Source organism: Gordonia iterans, assembly GCF_002993285.1.
GTDB classification, from domain to species: Bacteria; Actinomycetota; Actinomycetes; order Mycobacteriales; family Mycobacteriaceae; genus Gordonia; species Gordonia iterans.
In genome coordinates, this window is sequence record NZ_CP027433.1 from 388,471 (window position 1) to 409,715 (window position 21,245).

Genomic DNA, 21,245 nt, shown 5'->3' on the forward strand with positions numbered 1-21,245 from the left:
CCCTCCGTGTCGGAACTGTTGCCTACGTGTAACGACTTCTCCGGTCGGCGCCGGGCGCGGCTGCGGGCGCCCGTCGGCGTGGCGGTAGATTCGCCACCTGACACATCGTGACCGGATCGGCAGGAGAACTCAGATGACGCGTGCAGGGACCAGAAGACGGATCGGGGCGGTCGTGCTGACCGGCGGGGCAGTGCTCGCACTCGCCGGCTGCGGGAGCGACGGCGACATCGGCTCCTTGGGAGATCCGAGCGCGCAGGCCCCGGCGGCCACGGTCAGCGCCGACCCCGCGAAAGCACCGTCGCTGGTGCTTCCCGCCGACGAATTCCCCGCCGGCTTCCAGGTGCAGGACATCCCCCGGTCGCAGATCCAGGAGATCACCGACCAGGTCCTCTCGGCGACGAAGGGGGCGACGATCAAGCCCGCGTCCTGCGCGCAGCTGACCCTGCTTCCGGACGAGTTCGACGTCAGTCAAGTGGGCCTCGCGGTGGCCTCCAAGGGCACCACCAGTCTCGCGACCGCGGTGTCCGTGCCGCAGGCCGACATGGCCGCCAGCCGCGCTGCGGTGACCGGCGACTGCTCCAAGCTCAGCATGTCCTTCACCACGGGTCCGGCCGCCGGCGCCACGGCGACCGTCGACCAGAAGCTGGTCGATGCGCCCAAGAGCAAGGCACAGGAGTCGATGGTCGTGGTGCAGAAGACCGCGGCCACGGTCAACGGGCAGACGGTGCGATCCGAATCCCGGATGGGCATCGCGATGGTCAACGGCTACCAGGTGACCGCGCAGTACATGAGCCCGGACGGCAGTCCGATCGACACCGGCGTGTTCGACGAGTTCTTCGTCGAAGTGATCGACCACGTCGCCGACGAGACCGCCTGACCGGTCCGGTTCTCACGACGAGCGCCCCGCGGATCCGATCCGCGGGGCGCTCGTGGTCGTGGGATTCCCGGGCGTCGTCCCGGCGACGCTCAGATGACGCCGAGTGCGAGCATCGCGTCGGCCACCTGCACGAAGCCCGCCACGTTCGCGCCCACGAGGTAGTTGCCGGGGGCGTCGTACTCGTCGGCGGTCGCCAGGCAGTTGTCGTGCAGGGCGCCCATGATCGCGCGCAGCCGCTGCTCCGTGTGCTCGAAGGTCCACGAGTCGCGCGAGGCGTTCTGCTGCATCTCCAGTGCGCTGGTGGCCACGCCGCCGGCGTTGGCGGCCTTGCCCGGCGCGAAGCCCACGCCCGCGGCCTGGAGGATCTTGATCGCGTCCGGAGTGGTGGGCATGTTGGCGCCCTCGGCGACCACCTTGCAGCCGTTCCGGACGAGCGCGGCGGCGTCGTCGGCGTCGAGTTCGTTCTGCGTCGCACACGGCAGCGCGATGTCGGCGGGAACGTGCCACAGGCTGCCCTCGGTGCCGAGAGTGGCGCCGTTTCCACGCAGTTCCACGTACTCGCTGAGGCGGCCGCGCCGGACCTGCTTGACCTCCTTGAGGAGGTCCAGGTCGATGCCCTTCTCGTCGACGACGTACCCGGACGAGTCCGAGCAGGCGATCACGGTGCCGCCGAGCTGGTGGATCTTCTCGATCGCGTAGGTCGCCACGTTGCCCGAACCGGACACCAGGACTTTTTTGCCGTCGAAGGTGTCGCCCTTCGCCTTGAGCATGTCGGAGGCGAAGAACACGGTGCCGTAGCCGGTGGCCTCCGGGCGCACCTGCGAGCCGCCCCAGGTCAGGCCCTTGCCGGTGAGCACACCCGATTCGTAGCGATTGGTGATCCGCTTGTACTGGCCGAACAGGTAGCCGATCTCCCGGCCGCCCACGCCGATGTCACCGGCGGGGACGTCGGTGTACTCGCCGATGTGGCGGTACAGCTCGGTCATGAAGCTCTGGCAGAACCGCATCACCTCCAGGTCGGACCGTCCCTTGGGGTCGAAGTCCGAGCCGCCCTTCCCGCCGCCGATCGGCAGGCTGGTGAGAGCGTTCTTGAAGATCTGCTCGAAGCCCAGGAACTTCACGATGGACAGGTTCACCGAGGGGTGGAAGCGGAGACCGCCCTTGTACGGACCGAGGGCGGAGTTGAACTCGACGCGGAAGCCCCGGTTGATCTGCACTTTGCCCGAGTCGTCGGTCCACGGCACCCGGAAGATGATCTGCCGCTCAGGCTCGCACATGCGGGTGAGCACGTCGACGTACTCGGGGTGGCGCTCGACGACCGGTGCGAGGGATTCGAAGACTTCCTGGACGGCCTGGTGGAACTCGGGCTCACCCGGGTTGCGCCGGATCACGACGTCGTAGACGTCCTGAAGGGAACCATTGAATTCGCTCATCGCTTCGCTACTCCTCTTGCTGCGACAGTGCAGCAGCGCTCGGGGCCCGGCGCGGCCGGTGCTTACGTGCGAACTCTATCGGCGTCTTTGTAGCAATCGACAATCGGGACCGGAAAATCTGATGATGCCCGCCTGGCGCAGATCAGCGGCGAGCGGGCTCGTCCGCGGTGTCGTGAGCGTCCTCGAGCGGCCGGAAGGCGGGTGTCTCGCGCCGGCCGACGCCGAGCTGAAGAGACACCGCCACGGCGATCACGCCGACGACCGCCAGGGCGACCGCCGGCGCCCAGAAGTCGCGTGGACTCGCCGCGGCGACCGGATCGACGGCGGCGAGAATGCCCAGGGCCACGGCGCCGAGCACACAGATCGCGGCGAGGACGCCCAGCGCGACGCTCCAGCTCCCGGCCCGCTTCTGCGCGGTGTCGCCGATGAAGCCGAGGGGCGGTCGGACGGTGTACTCCTGCCGCCACACGTGCAGGTCGCCGAGGGCGCCGGCGTGCTCCCAGCCGGAGCTCTCCCGGAACCGGAAGTAGTCCGCCGGTGCCGGCTGGGAGCGGCGGTCGAGGACGTAGCGGACGGTGGACGGGATCCCTTCGTCGAAGCGCAGACGCAGGACGCCCAGAGCGTCGACGTCGCGAACATGCCGGCCGCGCGCGGCCTGCTTCTCCAGGTAGCGCTCGAAGGAGGCGGGGGAGAGGTGGCGGACGGGCACCAGCCAGGCGGTGTGCGTGGTCATGAAGAAACCTCCTGATCCGAAGGGGGACAACCGCATTCGACTCCAGCTTGCAAGCGTGTAACACTGTGATGCAAGGCGATTGGAACAATTGGCGGGCAACGTCTCATTCCAGCCGGGATGTGATCGACGTCTCCGGACTTCGGGACGTCCGCGGCGTCGCGAGGTCCGGAGGCGGCGTCGTATGCCGATGCCGAACGGCCCCCCGATCGTGTTGATCAGGAGGACCGTTCGGCGGAATCCGGCGTGCGGACGATCAGGACGAGGGCACGGGGGCGGCCGACTCTCCGGTGGACGGCGGCGTCGGCGTCTCCCGCGGAGTCTGGGTGGTCGTCTCCGTGGGGGTCGTCTCCGTGGGTGTCGGCGCCGGAGACGGCGTGTCCTCCGTGGTGGTCGTGCGCTCCGGGGTCGTCGTGGCGCTGGTGGACGGAGCAGCCAGGGTCTGCCACGACGCCCGCACCACGGCGATCGGCGCGGTCTGCCCGACCGGAGTCACCCGCCACACGCGAGCGGCATCCGCCGAGACGGCGCTCTCGACCGCCGTCTTCGTCAGATCCGCCGCCCGGAATGTGAGGCGGGCGCACTCCGGGGCGTTGCCCGGGGCCGGGCTGACCGTCGCGGTCGCGAAGGTCGTCGGCAAGGTGCACGTCACCTCGCGGCCGTCGTCGTCGAAGGTCAGCGAACCGATGGCATCGCCACTGCTGGCGGGGTCGAACACCGTCGCCGTCTCCCGGTCCGCACTCGGCGACGACTCGCCCGTGGAGGGTGCGCCGGGGTCGGCCGGGGCCGGCTGGCCGGCGTCGGATGCGTGCACGTCCGGAGCGCCTGACGATGCGGTGGCATCGTTGCGGAACGGATCGTCGCCGTTGTTCTCGGCCGCCTCGACCACCTCGGCGGCGGGCCCGGTCTGCTGCGCACCGGCGAGCCCGTTCGCCGTCGCTTCCTCCTCGTCGTCGAACGAGACCGCCACGTTCGTCGCCGCGGCGCGCTCGACGGTGAACTCGGGGGTGCCCTCCGGGCGGGGCGGCAGATTCAGCAGGTCGCCGACGGGGGTGGCGACCAGGGCGCCGGTGACGGTGTCGATCAGCCGCAGCACGTCGGTCGGCGAGAGACCGGGCGGCGGGGTCTGCTGGACCACGGTGGTGTTGTTGGTGACGTACGTGTTGTTGGTCGTCACCTTGTACGTGTATCGCGGCTGGTAGCCGGGCCACCGGTCGCCCCGGACGCGGTAGCCGCCGATCGGTGCGGCGGCAGGCGGGCGCAGTGGGTTGCCGCACGCGCACGCGACTCGGGGAACACCCGCGGCGTCGACGAAGACGGCGGTCCCGGACTGCAGCACCGATTGAAACGCCCGTGCGCCCCCGCTGGAGTACGAGTGGTTGGTGACCCACGTGTCCGCGGTCAGCACCACCGGAGTGAGGGAGTCGAGGTACCAGGGGATGTCCTGCGGCCGGATGCCCTGGACCGCGGCCCAGGCGCGAGCCGCACCCGGATTGGCGGACAGTCGATTGCCCAGCGCGGCCGCATCGCACGACGCCGTGCCAGGCGTCGCGTAGAGGCCGGGCGCGGTGCCGTTGACCAGGCGCACCCCGGCGCCGGCGGCCGTCTCCACCCGGGGCGCCGCGGGCTGGACCTTGTTGGTGAGCACGACGGAGTCCGTGAAGGGATCCTCGCCGGAATCGTTCGCGGCCCGCAGGGTGAGGCTCGGCAACGGCGCCTTTCCCGTCGCCTCGAAGATCAGCTGGTTGGCGACCAGCGCGACGATCACCGCGAGAACGACGACGATTGCGGACAGCGCGATGGTCAGCCGGCGCTGGTTGCGCTTGGCGGCCGGAACAGCGGGCGGGTGGTGCGGACTCTGGGGGAAGCCGTGACCCCCTGGCGGCGGGTACGTCATGCCATCTCCTAGCGAGGGAATCGGTGTCGGACTGAACGGTAGATATCGTTCACTCGAAACATCGCCGGGAAATGCGGCGTCGTATCACCCTGCCGGCGAATTCCCACTTTCGGTCGACACCCGTGTCGGGGCCTCGCCGATTGATCAGCGCACCCGGTCACGCCCCGCCGGAATGACGCTGATCGGGTGTCGATGCGGCACATTTCCTGCAGGTCGGGTCACAATGGGGCAGGTCGAACGACGGCCGCGTCCTGACAATCCCGACGAAGGGTAGCGATCAATGGCTAAGAACGAACTCCTCAAGCGGCTCGAAAAGGAAGTCCGGCGTCTCTCCGACGAAGTGATGGCGCTGCGCGACACGCTGAGCGCCAAGAGCCCGATCGGCAAGAAGGCCAAGCCGGAATCCGCGAAACCTGCGCCGACCGCCAAGCCCGCGGCGGCCAAGAAGCCGGAGCCGGCCGCCAAGCCCGTCGCAGCGAAGAAGTCCGAGCCGGTCGAGTCGGCGGCTGCCAAGCCCGCGGCGAAGAAGCCTCAGCCGGCCAAGCCCGCTGCGACCAAGTCTGCTGCGACCAAGTCTGCTGCGAAGAAGCCCGCTGCGTCGAAGCCCGCTGCGTCGAAGCCGGCGGGGAAGTCCGCGCCGGCCAAGAAGGCTGACAAGCCCGCGGCGAAGGCCGCCAAGCCGAAGGCGAAGACCGTCGCCGAGCTCAAGGCCGAGGCCAAGGCCAAGGGAATCAAGGGATACTCGACGATGAAGAAGTCGGAGCTGATCGCCGCGCTGGGTTGATCGGCGACCGTCCCGCCGCAGTGGCTTCCGACCGGACCGGCGGCTCGGTCACAGGCCGATGGCCGCAGGATCGTCAGTGGAGACGATCTGCGCACCGAGCGGAAGCAGGGCGATCGGGATCATCTTGAAGCTGGCGACGCCGAGTGGAATACCGATGATGGTGAGGCACAAGGCGATTCCGGTGGTGAGGTGACCGATGGCCAGCCAGATCCCGGCGAAGATCAACCAGATCACGTTGCCGATCGTCGACGCCGCTCCCGCCTCTGGATTGCGGACTACCGTCCGTCCGAACGGCCAGAGCGCGTAGTTCGCCATCCGGAACGAGGCGATCCCGAATGGGATGGTGATGATCAGAATGCAGCAGATCACCCCGGCGACCACATAGCCGACCGCCATCCAGAATCCGCAGAGCACCAGCCACAGCACGTTCAGAATCGTCCTCATGGGCTCCATTGTGCGCCTGTTCGCGACGTTCGTCCCTGCTCGCGACATGTTCCGATGTCTAGTGTCCCGTGTCGAAAGTTCTTTCGCGGTATGCCGGGGCCCGATGAACGTCTGGCGGCGTTGTCCTCGGTCGCCGATACCTGCCGGTATCCCTCCCTCGTCCGCCTTGCCGGCCGCCCATCGGACTCCCGGCAACCATCGAGAAACTCCCAACACGGGACACTAGAATGAATCCATGTCACGAACTGCGCGCGAAGCGCTGTGGTCGACGGCCGCGACCATCATTCTGCCGCTGCGGTTTCTGGCGACCCTCGCCTGCGTGATCTTCATCATGCTCTGGCTGGTCACCGCGTTCCGCGACTCGTTGCTCAACGTCTGGCTCTGGTGGTCGATAGGAGCGGTCGGCGTCATGTTCCTGTCGACGTACGGCTACAGCTGGTTGCGCGTGCAGTATCCGGCGCCGAAGAACGACGAGGACTAAGACACTAGCGCGCCAGCCGGTCGTCGGGTCGGCGGTGTCGCCGAGCGGGAACAGGCGTGGATGGACGCGCGACGGGGACCTCAGAACTGTACGTCGGGCCGCTCGGTCGCGGCGGCGGGCGCCTGGTAGAACTCGCGGGCCTTGACTCCGGCCATCGGCGCGAAGAACATCCACGGCAGCGTCTTGACCAGCTGGTTCAGTCGGGAGACGGCGTCGTTGTAGTACTGCCGGGCGAAGGAGAGCTTGTTCTCGGTCTCGGCGAGCTCGGTCTGCAGCGCCAGGAAGTTCGGCGCGGCCTGCAGCTGCGGGTAGTTCTCGGCGACGGCGAAGAGCCGGCCCAGGGCGCCACTCATCTGCGCCTCGGCAGCAGCCTTGGCGGAGACGTCGTGCCCCTGCGCGGCCTGCTGCACGGTGGTGCGTGCGGCGGTGACGGCTTCGAGGACGCCGGACTCGTGCGCGGCGTAGCCCTTGACGGTGTTGACCAGGTTCGGGATCAGGTCGGCACGGCGGGTCAGCTGGACGTCGATTCCGCCCATCGCCTCCTCGCACAGGATGTCCGCCTTGCGGAGCTTGTTGAAGCCGATGATCCCGAACAGGGCCAACAGCACGACGATGACGAGAACGACGGCGACGATGATCAAGGCGGTGGTCATGGGAATTCTCTTCCGATGGGGGACTGACTGCCATTATGCGTCCATTGCGGAGGTCGGCTCCGGCCGTTGGTCACCAGGAACCGCCGCCTCCGCCGCCTCCGCCGCCGCCGGAGAAGCCGCCGCCGAAGCTGCCGCCGCCTCCGCTGCTGCTGGACGACTGCGACTCGGTATACGCCGACAGCGACGACTGCAGGCTGGATTCGAAGCTGCTGAACGCCGACCCGCCTGCCCCGAAGCCGCCGATTCCGTGCACTCCGTAGAAGCCGCCGCCGAACCAGACCGGCTCGGGCGGCTCGTGCCCGGTCGCGTAGCGGTACTTGTCGGCCCAGGCGTCGGCGCAGTCGAAGGCGATCGCGTACGGGATGTAGTCGGTGTAGAGCTCCTTGTGGGCGCTGAAATCCAACCGTTCCTGATTGGAGCGGGTGGAGAGGAGTCGCTCGAAGCCGGCGGCCCGGGACCAGACTTCGCGGCCGAGCCGGGTACGACGAGTGCCCACCCCCGACGACCACAGGCCCGCGCCGCCGACGGCGAACGCGGCCGCCGGCAGCGCCCAGACGGTGGCCGGCAGCAGCCCGAAGATCAGCAGACCGGCGGCGACGAGAAGGGCGACCGCCGTGAGTGCGCGTCCCAGGTTCTCGGAGTTGCTGTGCGCCACGGTGCCGCTCGACGCGCCCCAGCCCTTCACCGCGCCCTCCAGTGATCCTTGCGCCGCGCTGAGCTTCTGGCCCGCGGACACGCTGCCGTCGGCCCGGAAGGTCTGACCCGCTGCGGCCAGACCCAGCGAGGAGAGCACCGAGCGCGCGGCCGGGTCGAGCGTGTTCCTCAGGTCCGGTGTCACCGTCGAGTGGACGGTCCAGTCGCCGCCCTTGCGTTCGAGGCGCACGGCGCCCTCTTCGGCGAGATGGAACAGGGTGGCGACCAGGGCCTTCTTCGGCATCGCCTCGTAGGCGACGTAGTAGCTCTGCGCCGGTCCCAGCACCCCGCCCGACCGTTGCGGATCCTCGGGCGGCCCGTACATCACCGGCCGCAGCGGCGGCTTCTCCCGGCTGCGCAGCGTCCACCAGACTCCGAGGCCGAGGGTGACGGCAGACAGTGCCAGGGCGGCGATCAGACCGCCGACCGAGCGGCCGAAGACCGGATCGAAGCGGATCGACCACGGCAGCACGGTGCGGTCCGGCGCGGGGAACGGGAGATCGGCCCGCACGGCGACGCCGGTCATCGGCGGCAATTGTCCGGTGGTGACCACGCGCGTGTTCGCATCCGGCGCGGCGATCCGGCAGTCGATGCCGCGGTTCGTCGCGCAGGTGAACGAGACCGGCTCCTCCGGCAAGCGGAGGATGCTCTCGGACTTGACGATCGTCATCTGCCAACCGTCGGCCACCACCCGCCAGAGGAAGCGGGAGGTCTTGTCGCTGCCCCAGCTGGAGGTGTCGCCGCGGTGGGCCGGTGACCCGCCCGGTGCCAGCACGCCGTCGACCCGGTACTTGATGACGTAGGTGTGCGCGCCCGGACTCACGTACCGGTTCGGATCACCGATCTTGGCGACACGGTAGCGGTCGCGCTGCTCCCAGCTCAGCTCGAACGGGACGGCTGCGCCGTCCATGGTGATCGAGATGTCCTGCGGCGGAAAGCGAGTCCCGCGATTGCTGGTGTCCGAGACGTCCCAGAACCGGAAGATGCCGTGCCGGCCGTAGGGGAACTCGGCGGTCACCGTCTCCGTCGCGTTCAGGGAGCCGTCCCGGTGCACCGTGACGTCGGCCCGGTAATCGGTGATCACCACCGGGTCGGAGGAGATGGAGCCGGACGACGTGGAAAAGCTGATCAGCGGCAGAAAGATCCCGAAGGCGGTGAGGAGCAGGACCGCCGCCGACATCAGGACGCGCTTCATGCGTCGATCCTAGTGGTTGTGTCTCCACGGCGGTCGAACCCCGACGGGACGGCCGACTGTGTTCCGCGGATCCGAGCGCTCAGCGCGCAGATCCGCGGAAGGGTTGTGTCTCGGCCGCGGGAAGTGCCACCCCTGGTCGAGCGAAGTCGAGACCCGGCGGTGCTACTTGCCGCCGAGGATGCCGCCCAGAATCGAGCCGAGCGGATTGTCGCCGCCTTTGCCGCCGCCCCCGCCGAGCACGCTGCCCAGGAGGTCGCCGAGCCCCCCGCCGGAGCTCTTGTTGCCGCCGCCGAGCATGCCGCCCAGCAGATCGCCGAGACCGCCGTCGGTCTGGGTGCCGCCCTTGGCGCCGCCGAACTGGCTCATCACGTAGCTGAGCACGATCGGGGCGAGGATCGGTAGCAGCTTCTTCACCAGGCCCTGGTCGACCGCCGCGGCAGGGACCGCGCCGCTGATGCCTTGGGCGACGGAGTCCTGCTGGTCGCCGAACAGCTTGCCGACGATCTTCTGCCCGTCTGCGGTGTCGACCTTCTCCACGTCGATGGCCCCGTCGGCGAGACCGTCGTCGTGCTTCTCGAGCGCACCGGCCAGCGCGGCGGACGACTCCTCGCTACCGGTCTGCGCGGCCAAGCCGGCGACCATGGTGGGGAGCGCGGCCGCCGCTGCGGCGCGCACGTCGTCGGGGCTGGCGCCGACCTTCGTGGCGAGGTCGTCGATCGGCAGGCGGTTCAGGAGATCGTTGAGGTCGGCCATGACACTCTCGCTTCTGCTCGGTGCGGCCCGTGCCGCGCTGTGTCGTGATTCTGCCACGCGCGACCGCACGGACGACGCTCCCGAGTATCAATCCTCCTGCCGAGTGTCGATCCGCCTCCTGCGGACTCCCGGAGGTCCGCGGGAACGAGAACCACAATCGGGAAGCGGATCGACACGCGGGAACGGCCAAGAGGCGGGCGCCGACCCGGACCATTGCGGCTGCTGATCCGAGTTGGGTGTACTCGTCCGGAACGGGATCTCCGTGGGTCCGGGCCGGGGGCGAAACCGGCAGCGCGCCCGCCGGTCACACGCGCACGTACTGGTCCAGGAAGTTCTTCAGCTCCCGGACCGCCTTGCGCGAATCCGGAGTGAAGTAGGGGAACATCTGGAACACGTGGCCCTGTCCGGGCCACTCCTGAAGGGTGGAACTGCCGCCCGCGGCCAGGATCCCCGCATGAATTGCGCGGGCGTCGTCGGCCATCACCTCGCGGCCGCCGAACTGGATGAGCGTGTCGGGGACGGCCATGTCGCTCGTGAGCCGGATGCGCATGCGCGGATGGCTCGAGGGGGCTGCTCCGGTGTAGAGGCGGAGCAGGCGCTGGGCGCCGACGGCGTCGATGTGCGGGTCGCGCACGCCCGACCGCTCCAGGGCGCACGCCGTATCGAAGCTCGGGTCGTACAACGGCGAGATCAGCAGCATCGCGGCCGGCTGGGGGACCCCGTCGCGGTGATTGGCCGCAATCAGGTCCTGCGCCAGATGCCCGCCCGCGGAATCCCCGGCGACGACGATCTGCTCGGCAGAGAACCCCTGATCGAGGAGCCAGCGGTAGCCGCGGACGGCGTCGTCGCCGCCGGCCGGGAACCGGTGGCCCGGACCGAGCCGGTAATCCAGGCTGAAGGCGCCGATCCCGGTCCGTCGCACGAGCCGCGCGACGATGCCGCGATGAGTGCGCGGCGAACAGATCAGGTAGCCGCTGCCGTGCAGGTAGTAGAGGATGCTGCGGTCCGACGACGGGTCGGGCAGCCCGCCGCCGAGGCGATCGGCCTCGTGCACCCACTCGCCGCGCACGTGCCCGGCGTCGTGCCGCACCTTCACCTTCGTGACGCGCGTTCCCCGGGGCACCGGGCTGATGGCCGAGAGCGACGCGTTCAGCGCCGGTCGCATCACCCGCAGCCCGACCGGCGCGACCATGGGCACCTGGCCCGCAGCGGCGATCATCGGCCGGGCGCTGTTGCGCCAGACGAACCCGTTCAGGGCGCGGGCGCGGCGCGAACCGCGGGCGCGCAGACCGTCGGAGACTTCGGTGTCGACCACGATGCGACAGTACGACGGAAATGTTCCAACGCCGGGGCGGCGGGCCCGTCGAGACGGTTTCGTAACAACCGCGTTTCGCCGATATGACGCAGAGTTTTGCCCGGGCGCCCCTCTGCGTGGCAGAATCGAGGGCACTGCGCTCGAGTGTGTTGCACCGAGCGAAACCAGCAACGAAGCTGATCTTCCCGGCGACGTACAGCCACGTCGACTCTCCCGGGACTTCTCCAGTACGTATCAGTGCGCAGCGTGGCGTACGGAGTAGGCAGATCCATGATGCACTTGCCGGGGCCCGTCGGGCTCTACGATCCCATCAACGAACACGACGCTTGCGGCGTCGCCTTCGTCGTCGACATGCACGGCCGTCGCTCACGCGACATCGTCGAGAAGGCGATCACCGCGCTGGTGAACCTGGAACACCGCGGCGCCGCGGGCGCCGAGCCGAACACCGGCGACGGCGCGGGCATCCTGATCCAGGTCCCGGACCGCTTCCTACGCGAGGTCGTCGACTTCGAGCTTCCCGCCGAGGGCGAGTACGCCACCGGCATCGTCTTCTTGCCGCAGTCGTCCGGCGACGTGGCCGACGCCATCGACGGCATCGAGAAGATCGTCGACGCGCAGGGCCTGACGCTGCTCGGGTGGCGCGAGGTGCCCGTCGACGACAGCTCGCTGGGCGCGCTGGCCCGCGACGCCATGCCGACCTTCCGTCAGGTGTTCATCGGCGGCGCATCGGGCATGGACCTGGAGCGCCAGGCGTACGTGGTGCGCAAGCGGATCCAGTACGAGCTCGGGAACAAGGGCGCCGGTCAGGACGGCCCGGGCCGGGAGACCGCGTACTTCCCGAGCCTGTCGGGCCAGACCATGGTCTACAAGGGCATGCTGACCACTCCGCAGCTGCGCGACTTCTACCTCGACTTGCAGGACGAGCGCGTCGAGAGCGCCCTGGGTCTGGTCCACTCGCGGTTCTCCACCAACACCTTCCCGTCGTGGCCGCTGGCGCATCCGTTCCGCCGGGTCGCGCACAACGGCGAGATCAACACCGTCACCGGCAACGAGAACTGGATGCGTGCCCGCGAGGCGCTGATCGACACTGCGGTGTTCGGTGCCGCCGCCGGGAGCGAAGCGAGCGGGGCGACTGACACAGCGCTCGCCGAGAAGATCTTCCCGGTGTGCACGCCGGGTGCGTCGGACACGGCCCGGTTCGACGAGGTGCTGGAACTGCTGCACCTCGGCGGACGCAGCCTGCCGCACGCCGTGCTGATGATGATCCCCGAGGCGTGGGAGCGGCACGAGGACATGAAGCCCGAGCACCGGGCGTTCTTCGAGTACCACTCGGCACTGATGGAGGCCTGGGACGGCCCGGCGTCGGTCTGCTTCACCGACGGCAAGTACGTGGGCGCGGTGCTCGACCGCAACGGCCTGCGGCCCTCGCGGATCTGGGTGACCAAGGACGGCCTCGTCGTCCTGGGTTCGGAGGTGGGCGTGCTCGACATCGATCCGGCCGACGTCGTGTCCCGGCTGCGCCTGCAGCCCGGCAAGATGTTCCTGGTCGACACCGAGCAGGGCCGCATCGTCGACGACGAGGAGATCAAGGACACCCTCGCCGCCGAGCACCCCTACCAGCAGTGGCTCGACGAGAACCAGGTCCGCCTGGAGGACCTGCCCAAGCGTCCGCACGTGCACATGAACCACGCGCGCGTCACGCACCGCCAGCAGCTCTTCGGCTACACCAACGAGGACCTGCGCCTGCTGATCGAGCCCATGGCATCGGCCGGCGCGGAGGCCATCGGCTCGATGGGCACCGACACCCCGATCGCGGTGCTGTCGGCGCGGTCGCGCATGCTGTTCGACTACTTCCAGCAGTTGTTCGCCCAGGTGACCAATCCGCCGCTGGATGCCATCCGCGAGGAGATCGTCACCAGCATCGGGCACCGGCTCGGCGGCGAGCGCGATCTGCTGAATCCGACCGCCGAGTCGGCCAAGCAGATCGTGCTGAGCCAGCCGATCCTCGACAACGACGAGCTCGCCCAGCTGGTGAAGATCGACGGTGAGGCGACCGGTTTCCCGTCGGTGCACATCCACGGCCTGTACCCGGTGGCCGAGGGCGGCGCCGGTCTGCGCAAGGCGCTCGACGAGGTCCGGGCCAAGGCCTCGGCCGCGATCGCCGAGGGCGCGCGGATCATCGTGCTCTCCGACCGCGAGTCCGACGAGAACCTGGCGCCGATTCCGTCGCTGCTGCTGACCTCGGCCGTGCACCATCACCTGGTGCGCGAACGGACCCGGACGCGCGCGTCCATCGTCGTCGAATCCGGTGACGCCCGCGAGGTGCACCACATGGCGCTGCTGATCGGCTTCGGCGCCGGGGCGATCAACCCGTACATGGCGTTCGAGTCGATCGAGGACATGATCGACCGCGGCGCCATCACCAGCCCGGCCGACTTCGCCAAGGCGCGGGCCAACTACATCAAGGCCGCCGGCAAGGGCGTGCTCAAGGTGATGAGCAAGATGGGCATCTCGACGGTCCCGTCGTACAACGGCGCCCAGCTGTTCCAGGCCATCGGCCTGAGCCAGGAACTGGTCGACGAGTTCTTCACCGGTCTGCGCAGCCAGCTCGACGGCGTCGGGCTCGACGAGATCGCCGACGAGGTGGCCGCCCGGCACGCGCTCGCCTTCAGCGAACGCCCGTCCGAGCGGGCCCACCGCGAGCTCGAGGTCGGCGGCGAGTACCAGTGGCGGCGCGAGGGCGAGTATCACCTCTTCAACCCGGAAACCGTCTTCAAACTGCAGCACTCCACCCGCACCGGGCAGTACTCGGTGTTCAAGGAGTACACCAAGATGGTCGACGACCAGTCGGCCCGCTTGGGCACGCTGCGCGGCCTGTTCGACTTCAACTTCGGTGACCGGGACCCGATTCCGATCGACAAGGTGGAGCCGGCCAGCGAGATCGTCAAGCGGTTCTCGACCGGCGCGATGAGCTACGGCTCCATCTCGGCCGAGGCTCACGAGACGCTCGCCATCGCGATGAACCGACTCGGCGGCAAGAGCAACTCGGGTGAGGGCGGCGAGGACCCGCGCCGGTTCAGCCACGACGAGAACGGCGATTGGCGGCGCAGCGCGATCAAGCAGGTGGCCTCGGGCCGCTTCGGTGTCACCAGCCACTACCTGAGCAACTGCACCGACATCCAGATCAAGATGGCGCAGGGCGCCAAGCCCGGTGAGGGCGGCCAGCTGCCGCCGCACAAGGTGTACCCGTGGGTCGCCGAGGTGCGTGGCAGCACGCCCGGCGTCGGCCTGATCTCGCCGCCGCCGCACCACGACATCTACTCGATCGAGGATCTGGCGCAGCTGATCCACGACCTGAAGAACGCGAACCCCAGCGCGCGGATTCACGTGAAACTGGTCTCCGAGCTCGGCGTCGGCACCGTCGCCGCGGGCGTCTCGAAGGCGCACGCGGACGTCGTGCTGATCTCCGGGTTCGACGGCGGCACCGGCGCCAGCCCGCTGACCTCGCTGAAGCACGCGGGCGCGCCGTGGGAGATCGGCCTGGCCGAGACCCAGCAGACGCTGCTGCTCAACGGTCTGCGTGACCGCATCGTCGTGCAGGTCGACGGCCAGCTGAAGACCGGTCGCGACGTGATGATCGCCGCGCTGCTCGGCGGCGAGGAGTTCGGCTTCGCCACCGCTCCGCTCGTGGTGTCGGGATGCATCATGATGCGTGTCTGTCACCTCGACACCTGCCCGGTGGGCGTGGCGACGCAGAACCCGCTGCTCCGCGAGCGCTTCACCGGCAAGCCGGAGTTCGTCGAGAACTTCATGCTGTTCGTCGCCGAAGAGGTGCGCGAGCTGCTGGCGCGTTTGGGCTTCCGCACGTTGCAGGAGGCCGTCGGGCACATCGAGGCGCTCGACACGTCCAAGGCCATCGCGCGCTGGAAGGGCGCCAAGGCCGGCAAGCTCGACCTGACGCCGATCCTGACCATGCCGGAGTCGCCGTTCATGAACCAGGACCTGTACTGCTCGGGTACGCAGGATCACGGTCTGGACAAGGCGCTCGACAACGAGCTGATCGAGAAGGCGCGGCCGGCCATCGAGTCGGGCACCCGCGTGTTCATCGAGTCGCCGATCACCAACGTCAACCGCACGGTCGGCACCATGCTCGGCCACGAGGTGACCAAGGTGTACGGCGCGGAGGGTCTGCCGGACGGCACCATCTCGATCTCGTTCACCGGCTCGGCGGGCAACAGCTTCGGCGCCTTTGTGCCGCGCGGCATCACCATGCGGCTCACCGGCGACGCGAACGACTTCGTCGGCAAGGGCCTGTCCGGCGGCAAGATCGTCGTCGCCCCGTCAGTGGACGCGCCCGCGGGCTTCGTCGCCGAGGAGAACATCATCGCCGGCAACGTGATCGGGTTCGGCGGCACCGCAGGCAAGATCTTCTTGCGCGGGGTGGCCGGCGAGCGCTTCTGCGTCCGCAACTCCGGTGTGCACGCCGTCGTCGAGGGCGTCGGCGATCACGGCTGTGAGTACATGACCGGCGGCCGGGTGATCGTGCTCGGCGAGACCGGCCGCAACTTCGCGGCCGGCATGTCGGGCGGCGTCGCGTACGTCTACGACAAGAACGGGACCTTCGCCAAGAACGTCAACACCGAGCTGGTCGATCTCGACGTGCTCGACGACGACGATCTGAAGTACCTGCAGGACATGCTCACCGAGCACCGGGACGAGACGCGGTCGCCGGTGGCGGCCAAGATCCTCGGCAACTGGGCGGTGGCCCAGACCAAGTTCGCGAAGGTGATGCCCCGCGACTACAAGCGAGTGCTGGAAGCCATCGAGATGGCCGAGCGCACCGGACGAGATGTGAACGAAGCGATCATGGAGGCGGCTCGTGGCTGATCCGAGAGGTTTTCTCAAGCACCCCGAACGTGAGACGCCGACCCGGCGTCCCGTCGAACTGCGGCTGCTGGACTACAAAGAGGTCTACAACAAGTTCGACCGCAGCACCCTGCAGACGCAGGCGAGTCGCTGCATGGACTGTGGCATCCCGTTCTGTCACAACGGATGTCCGCTGGGCAACCTGATTCCCGAGTGGAACGACCTGGTGTTCAAGGGGCGGTGGGACGACGGGCTTGATCGTCTGCACGCCACCAACAACTTCCCCGAGTTCACCGGCCGGCTGTGCCCGGCGCCGTGCGAGGCGTCGTGCGTGCTCGGCATCAATCAGCCCGCCGTGACCATCAAGCAGGTCGAGGTGGAGCTGATCGAGAAGGCGTTTCAGGAGAACACGGTGACGCCGGTGCTCCCGTCGGAGACCACCGGCAAGTCCGTCGCCGTCGTCGGTTCCGGACCCGCCGGTCTAGCTGCCGCGCAGCAGCTGACCCGCGCCGGTCATGCGGTGACGGTGTTCGAGCGCGCCGATCGCATCGGCGGCCTGCTGCGGTACGGGATCCCCGAGTTCAAGATGGAGAAGCACTTCATCGACCGCCGGCTGGATCAGATGGAGGCCGAGGGCACCGTCTTCCGCGCCGGCGTGAACGTGGGCGTCGACATCACCGTCGAGGAGCTCCGCGCGCAGTTCGACGCCGTGGTGTTGGCCAACGGTTCGACCATCGGTCGTGACTTGCCGGTGCCGGGTCGCGAGCTGACCGGGATCTACCAGGCGATGGAGTACCTGCCGCAGTCGAACCGCTTCGCCGTGGGCGACGAGGTGCCCGACCAGGTGACCGCGAAGGGCAAGAAGGTCGTCATCATCGGCGGCGGCGACACCGGCGCGGACTGCCTGGGCACCGCCCTGCGCCAGGGCGCCGAGATCGTGCACCAGTTCGAGATCATGCCGCGGCCGCCGGCCGAGCGCGCAGAGTCGACCCCGTGGCCGCTGTACCCGCTGATGTACCGGGTCTCCTCGGCGCACGAGGAGGGCGGCGAGCGCGTGTTCAGCGTCAACACCGAACAGTTCGTCGGCGAGAACGGTCAGGTGACCGGACTCAAGGCGCACGAGGTGCAGATGCGCGGCGGGCGCTTCGAGAAGGTCGAGGGCTCGGACTTCGAGTTGGAGTGCGACCTGGTGCTGCTCGCCATGGGCTTCGTCGGACCGGAGCGCGAGGATCTGCTCGACAAGCTCGGTGTCGACTACGACCCGCGCGGCAACGTCGCGCGCGACGATCACTTCGCGGCCAAAGGCGTCCCCGGAGTGTTCGTCGCCGGTGATGCCGGCCGCGGCCAGTCGCTGATCGTGTGGGCCATCGCCGAGGGCCGGGCCGCGGCCGCCTCGGTGGATGCGTACCTGACCGGCTCGACCGAACTGCCCGCGCCGATCCTGCCGACCACGGTGGCGCAGCGCTGACCTTTCGACGGGGCTCAAGGAGCTGGTCTACAGCTCCTTGAGCTTGTCGAAAGGGCTGTCGCTCCTTGAGCTTGTCGAAAGGGCTGTCGCTCCTTGAGCTTGTCGAAAGGGCTGTCGCTCCTTGAGCCTGTCGAAAGGCAGGGAAGGCGAACACTCGCCGCCGGCGCCGTGCCGCAACACGCCGGGCGCCGGGTGCGACACGCCACACAGGCCCTGGTCCTCGTACCGGGCGGTAACGATTCTGTCTCGTCGTACGACATTCCCCTCGAGACCACACGAGGCTTCGCAGGAGGAAATGGCATGCAGTCGTCGTACAGCGACCGCACGCGTCGGCGCCCGGGCCGTGTTTCGGCCCGCGTATTCTGGGGACGGCTTCGGGCCCCCCGCTCGCTGGCCGAGCAGAACGAGCGTCTGGTGACGACCGAAGAACTGCGCCGCCTCCGTCCCACCGGCTGAGTGCTTGACCGGCGGCGCCGATCAAGCCTGGTCGGCGGCGACCCGCACGCTGATCCCGCCGAGTTCGACCACGTCGCCGTCGCGCAGCTGCCGTCCGCGGCGAAGCTCCACCTCGTCGTTCACCGTGACCAGGCCGTCGGCGATCACCGACTTGGCGTCGGCGCCGGTGTCGATCAGATTCGCCAGCTTCAAGAACTGGCCCAGCCGGATGCTCTCGTCCCGGATCGGTACATGGTCCACGACGCCCATTCTGCCCGCTGCGAGGCGGCCCTGTCCCTACTGTGGCGTAGATCCGGGGCCGATGCCGTCGTGCCGAATGTCCTTCCAGGTCAGCCGTGAGGAACCGTGAGGAACAGCATCGGTACGCCACAGTAGAGAGACGGCGCCTCCGTTACTCCGGGGTAGGGATCGCGGCGCCGCGCGCCTAGACTGGGAGGCTATGACGGTTCCTGAGTTCACCCCCACCGCCGACCTGGTCGACGAGATCGGCCCCGACGTCCGCAGTTGCGACACCCAGTTCACCCAGTACGGCGGGAACCGCGAGTTCGCCGGCGTGGTGACCACGGTTCGCTGCTTCCAGGACAACGCGCTGCTCAAGTCCATTCTCTCCGAACCCAATCCGGGCGGCGTGCTGGTGATCGATGGGGGTGGTTCGCTGCACACGGCGCTCGTCGGCGACCTCATCGCCGAACTCGGCCGAGGGAACGGCTGGGCCGGAATCATCGCGGTCGGCGCCATCCGCGACGCCAAGACCATCGGTGGCATGAATATCGGCGTCAAGGCGCTCGGCACCAATCCCCGCAAGTCCACCAAGACCGGCGCCGGCGAGCGCGACGTCCCCGTCGAACTGGGCGGTGTCGTCTTCGGACCTGGCGACCACGTCTTCTCCGACGACGACGGCATCGTCGTCGTGACCCCCTGACCCTCGGCGAACCGACACCTCGCCAGCAACCCAGAGGAACACCATGGCCAAGCCCACACCCGAGTACTTCGACCGCCTCAAGGCGCTCGCCGCGATCGACGACGTCGAGGCTCGCCCGACCAAGCCCGTCCTGGAGGCCTTCAGCGGAGCCGAGATGGCGACCATTCCGGTCGGCACCGCCGAGGACCTGAAAGCCGCTGTGGTGCGGGCGCGCGACGCGCAGAAGGAGTGGGGCGCCAAGAGCCCGGCCGAACGCGCCAAGGTGATCAACGCCTTCTCCGAACTGGTGCACCGCAATGCCGACGCGCTGATGGACATCGCCCAGGCGGAGACCGGCAAGGCACGCGTGTACGCGCAGGAAGAGGTGCTCGACGTCGCCCTGACCGCCCGCTACTACGCGACCAACGGTCCCCGAATCCTGGCCGAGCGCAAGGTCGCCGGGATGATCCCCGGCGCGACCGACGTCCGCGTCCGGCACATCCCGAAGGGCGTCGTGGGCGTCATCAGCCCGTGGAACTACCCGTTGACCCTCGCCGTCTCCGACGCGGTGGCCGCCCTGATCGCCGGCAACGCCGTCGTGATCAAGCCGGACAGCAACACTCCGTACTGTGCGCTCGCGCTGGCCGAACTGCTCTACGAGGCCGGCTTGCCGCGCGAGCTCTTCGCCGTCGTGCCCGGACCCGGATCTGTCGTCGGGCAGGCGATCGTGGAGACCACCGACTACGTGATGTTCACCGGGTCCTCGGAGACCGGCGCCACCCTGGCGCAGCAGGCGGGCAAGCGCCTGATCGGCTTCTCCGCGGAACTGGGCGGCAAGAACCCGCTCATCATCACCGCCGACGCGGACATCGACAACGCGGTCGAGGGCGCGGCCCGTGCGTGCTTCTCCAACTCCGGGCAATTGTGCATCTCGATCGAGCGCATCTACGTCGAGAAGGCGATCGCGGACACCTTCTCGCGCAAGTTCGCCGAGTACGTGGAGAACATGAAGCTCAGCGCGTCATACGACCTCGCCGCGGACATGGGCTCGCTGGCCTCGGCCGCGCAGATCTCCACCATGGAAGAGCACGTCGACGACGCCGTCGCCAAGGGCGCCACGGTGCTCGCCGGCGGCCGCAAGCGCGCCGATCTGGGTCCCTACTTCTACGCGCCGACGGTGATCACCGGCGTGACCGAGGACATGGAGTGCTACCGCAACGAGACCTTCGGTCCGCTGGTGTCGATCTACCCGGTCGACTCGGTCGACGAGGCGGTCGAGCGGGCCAACGACACCGAGTACGGCCTCAACGCCAGCGTCTTCGCCGGCAGCAGTGCGCAGGCGCAGAAGATCGCCGAGCGGTTGCGGGCGGGCACCGTGAACATCAACGAGGGCTACGCGGCCGCCTGGGGCTCCACCGCGGCGCCGATGGGCGGTATGGGCATCTCCGGAATGGGCCGCAGGCACGGCGAGGAGGGCCTGCTCAAGTACACCGAGGCGCAGACCATCGCCGCGCAGCGCTTCGTCGGCCTCGACGGCATGAAGGGCATCCCGCGCGACCTGTTCCTCAAGGTCACCCCGCTCGCGATCCGCGGACTCAAGTACCTCCCGGGACGGTAGTCCCGCGCACCGGCGACGCAGAGCGGCTCCACCCCGGATCGGGGAGGAGCCGCCCTGCTGTGTTCGGGGAGTGGTCCGTGTTCGGTCAGTCCTCGGCGGAACGACGACGACGCCGTCGCCGCAGGAACAGGATCACCGCGACGAGGGCGCCGACGATGGCGGCCACCATGCCCGGGGTGATCCGATCACCCGGCAGCGGTGTCGGAGTGGCCCGGCGAGGGCGGGACGAGGCCAGCGCGGCGTCGGCCTGCGCGACGACGTCGCTCGCCGGAGCCGGGGCCTCGGCGACGGGCGCGGGGGGCTCGGGCGTGGCGGACTGTTCGGAGCCGGGCGTGGCAGGTTCGGGAGTGGCGGGCTCGCGGGTCGAGGGTGCCGGCTCGGCAGGTTCGGGCTCTGCCTCCGGTTCGGGCGTGACGGCAGGTGCCGGGGTCGCGGACTCGGGGGTGGCGGGGGATGCGGCTGTCGCCGTCGGTTCAGACGCGATCGAGGGCTGCGCCGCCGCGGCGGGCTGCTGCGCGGCGAGGGCCGCGATCAACTCTGCCTTCTTCATCGTGGAATAGCCGTGGATGCCCTGCGCCTTGGCTTCGGCGCGCAGCTGCGCGACCGTCGGATTCGCGGCGCGAACCGGAGCCGGTGAGGCCGCGGCGGGCAGGGTGGGGTCGGAATCGGCCATCGTCGGAT

At 68.9% G+C, this 21,245-nt stretch carries 16 protein-coding genes and 1 pseudogene; 7 read left to right on the plus strand and 10 right to left on the minus strand.

Annotated features, from left to right (window positions below; translation table 11 throughout):
• Positions 1-133: 133 nt before the first annotated feature.
• Entirely contained in the window at positions 134-877 is a 744-nt protein-coding gene (locus C6V83_RS01760) for a hypothetical protein (protein WP_159067419.1), read from the plus strand.
• An 89-nt stretch (positions 878-966) separates the two neighbouring features.
• Here C6V83_RS01760 and gdhA read toward each other — a convergent pair whose 3' ends face one another.
• The 3 genes from gdhA to C6V83_RS01775 form a co-directional block, all read right to left on the minus strand.
• Positions 967-2,310, minus strand: a complete 1,344-nt coding sequence (gene gdhA / locus C6V83_RS01765; RefSeq protein WP_105940946.1) for an NADP-specific glutamate dehydrogenase — start codon at positions 2,308-2,310, stop codon at positions 967-969.
• A gap of 142 nt (positions 2,311-2,452) precedes the next feature.
• Positions 2,453-3,043, minus strand: coding sequence for a DUF2812 domain-containing protein (locus C6V83_RS01770; RefSeq protein WP_159067420.1), 591 nt, complete (start codon positions 3,041-3,043; stop codon positions 2,453-2,455).
• A 253-nt stretch (positions 3,044-3,296) separates the two neighbouring features.
• Positions 3,297-4,937, minus strand: coding sequence for a DUF6777 domain-containing protein (locus C6V83_RS01775; protein WP_105940948.1), 1,641 nt, complete (start codon positions 4,935-4,937; stop codon positions 3,297-3,299).
• 280 nt (positions 4,938-5,217) lie between these two features.
• Between C6V83_RS01775 and C6V83_RS18620 the strand changes: the two genes are divergently transcribed.
• Entirely contained in the window at positions 5,218-5,721 is a 504-nt protein-coding gene (locus C6V83_RS18620) for a Rho termination factor N-terminal domain-containing protein (protein ID WP_105940949.1), read from the plus strand.
• A gap of 48 nt (positions 5,722-5,769) precedes the next feature.
• Here the strand turns inward: C6V83_RS18620 and C6V83_RS01785 are convergent, their stop codons facing one another.
• Entirely contained in the window at positions 5,770-6,165 is a 396-nt protein-coding gene (locus C6V83_RS01785) for a YccF domain-containing protein (RefSeq protein WP_105940950.1), read from the minus strand.
• A 235-nt stretch (positions 6,166-6,400) separates the two neighbouring features.
• Between C6V83_RS01785 and C6V83_RS01790 the strand changes: the two genes are divergently transcribed.
• On the plus strand, positions 6,401-6,646 hold the full coding sequence (locus tag C6V83_RS01790) for a hypothetical protein (RefSeq protein ID WP_105940951.1): 246 nt from the start codon (positions 6,401-6,403) through the stop codon (positions 6,644-6,646).
• 80 nt (positions 6,647-6,726) lie between these two features.
• Here C6V83_RS01790 and C6V83_RS01795 read toward each other — a convergent pair whose 3' ends face one another.
• The 4 genes from C6V83_RS01795 to C6V83_RS01810 form a co-directional block, all read right to left on the minus strand.
• Positions 6,727-7,299: a LemA family protein gene (locus C6V83_RS01795; RefSeq protein ID WP_105940952.1), complete on the minus strand. Its 573-nt coding sequence runs from the start codon at positions 7,297-7,299 to the stop codon at positions 6,727-6,729.
• 70 nt (positions 7,300-7,369) lie between these two features.
• On the minus strand, positions 7,370-9,187 hold the full coding sequence (locus C6V83_RS01800; protein ID WP_105940953.1) for a DUF2207 domain-containing protein: 1,818 nt from the start codon (positions 9,185-9,187) through the stop codon (positions 7,370-7,372).
• A gap of 162 nt (positions 9,188-9,349) precedes the next feature.
• Positions 9,350-9,940: a DUF937 domain-containing protein gene (locus C6V83_RS01805; protein WP_105940954.1), complete on the minus strand. Its 591-nt coding sequence runs from the start codon at positions 9,938-9,940 to the stop codon at positions 9,350-9,352.
• Positions 9,941-10,244: 304 nt separating this feature from the next.
• Positions 10,245-11,255 (minus strand): alpha/beta hydrolase, encoded by a 1,011-nt coding sequence (locus C6V83_RS01810; RefSeq protein ID WP_234353815.1) that lies wholly within the window; start codon positions 11,253-11,255, stop codon positions 10,245-10,247.
• A gap of 270 nt (positions 11,256-11,525) precedes the next feature.
• Between C6V83_RS01810 and gltB the strand changes: the two genes are divergently transcribed.
• Together gltB and C6V83_RS01820 are read left to right on the plus strand one after the other, a co-directional pair.
• Positions 11,526-16,142, plus strand: a complete 4,617-nt coding sequence (gltB, locus tag C6V83_RS01815) for a glutamate synthase large subunit (RefSeq protein WP_105940955.1) — start codon at positions 11,526-11,528, stop codon at positions 16,140-16,142.
• The gene (locus C6V83_RS01820) at positions 16,135-17,589 is read left to right on the plus strand and encodes a glutamate synthase subunit beta (RefSeq protein ID WP_105940956.1); all 1,455 of its coding nucleotides are present in this window, start codon (positions 16,135-16,137) and stop codon (positions 17,587-17,589) included. The genes gltB and C6V83_RS01820 overlap by 8 nt, the downstream gene beginning before the upstream one ends.
• Positions 17,590-18,066: 477 nt before the next feature.
• Here the strand turns inward: C6V83_RS01820 and C6V83_RS01825 are convergent, their stop codons facing one another.
• Positions 18,067-18,294 (minus strand): RNA-binding S4 domain-containing protein, encoded by a 228-nt coding sequence (locus C6V83_RS01825; RefSeq protein ID WP_105940957.1) that lies wholly within the window; start codon positions 18,292-18,294, stop codon positions 18,067-18,069.
• 190 nt (positions 18,295-18,484) lie between these two features.
• Here C6V83_RS01825 and rraA point away from each other — a divergent pair, with 190 nt between their 5' ends.
• A complete protein-coding gene (gene rraA / locus C6V83_RS01830; protein WP_105940958.1) occupies positions 18,485-18,967 on the plus strand; it encodes a ribonuclease E activity regulator RraA in 483 nt (160 codons plus the stop codon).
• Between the two features lie 40 nt (positions 18,968-19,007).
• Positions 19,008-20,564 (plus strand): annotated as a pseudogene (locus tag C6V83_RS01835) (succinic semialdehyde dehydrogenase); the annotation flags it as partial.
• Between the two features lie 85 nt (positions 20,565-20,649).
• Here the strand turns inward: C6V83_RS01835 and C6V83_RS01840 are convergent.
• Positions 20,650-21,237, minus strand: coding sequence for a Rho termination factor N-terminal domain-containing protein (locus C6V83_RS01840; RefSeq protein WP_105940960.1), 588 nt, complete (start codon positions 21,235-21,237; stop codon positions 20,650-20,652).
• Positions 21,238-21,245 lie beyond the last annotated feature (8 nt).

Excerpts from the sequence above, each read along its gene's own strand:
- C6V83_RS01760 (WP_159067419.1), top strand. The coding sequence starts at position 134 with ATGACGCGTGCAGGGACCAGAAGACGGATCGGGGCGGTCGTGCTGACC.
- gdhA (WP_105940946.1), bottom strand. The coding sequence starts at position 2,310 with ATGAGCGAATTCAATGGTTCCCTTCAGGACGTCTACGACGTCGTGATC.
- C6V83_RS01770 (WP_159067420.1), bottom strand. The coding sequence starts at position 3,043 with ATGACCACGCACACCGCCTGGCTGGTGCCCGTCCGCCACCTCTCCCCC.
- C6V83_RS01775 (WP_105940948.1), bottom strand. The coding sequence starts at position 4,937 with ATGACGTACCCGCCGCCAGGGGGTCACGGCTTCCCCCAGAGTCCGCAC.
- C6V83_RS18620 (WP_105940949.1), top strand. The coding sequence starts at position 5,218 with ATGGCTAAGAACGAACTCCTCAAGCGGCTCGAAAAGGAAGTCCGGCGT.
- C6V83_RS01785 (WP_105940950.1), bottom strand. The coding sequence starts at position 6,165 with ATGAGGACGATTCTGAACGTGCTGTGGCTGGTGCTCTGCGGATTCTGG.
- C6V83_RS01790 (WP_105940951.1), top strand. The coding sequence starts at position 6,401 with ATGTCACGAACTGCGCGCGAAGCGCTGTGGTCGACGGCCGCGACCATC.
- C6V83_RS01795 (WP_105940952.1), bottom strand. The coding sequence starts at position 7,299 with ATGACCACCGCCTTGATCATCGTCGCCGTCGTTCTCGTCATCGTCGTG.
- C6V83_RS01800 (WP_105940953.1), bottom strand. The coding sequence starts at position 9,187 with ATGAAGCGCGTCCTGATGTCGGCGGCGGTCCTGCTCCTCACCGCCTTC.
- C6V83_RS01805 (WP_105940954.1), bottom strand. The coding sequence starts at position 9,940 with ATGGCCGACCTCAACGATCTCCTGAACCGCCTGCCGATCGACGACCTC.
- gltB (WP_105940955.1), top strand. The coding sequence starts at position 11,526 with ATGATGCACTTGCCGGGGCCCGTCGGGCTCTACGATCCCATCAACGAA.
- C6V83_RS01825 (WP_105940957.1), bottom strand. The coding sequence starts at position 18,294 with ATGGGCGTCGTGGACCATGTACCGATCCGGGACGAGAGCATCCGGCTG.
- rraA (WP_105940958.1), top strand. The coding sequence starts at position 18,485 with ATGACGGTTCCTGAGTTCACCCCCACCGCCGACCTGGTCGACGAGATC.
- C6V83_RS01840 (WP_105940960.1), bottom strand. The coding sequence starts at position 21,237 with ATGGCCGATTCCGACCCCACCCTGCCCGCCGCGGCCTCACCGGCTCCG.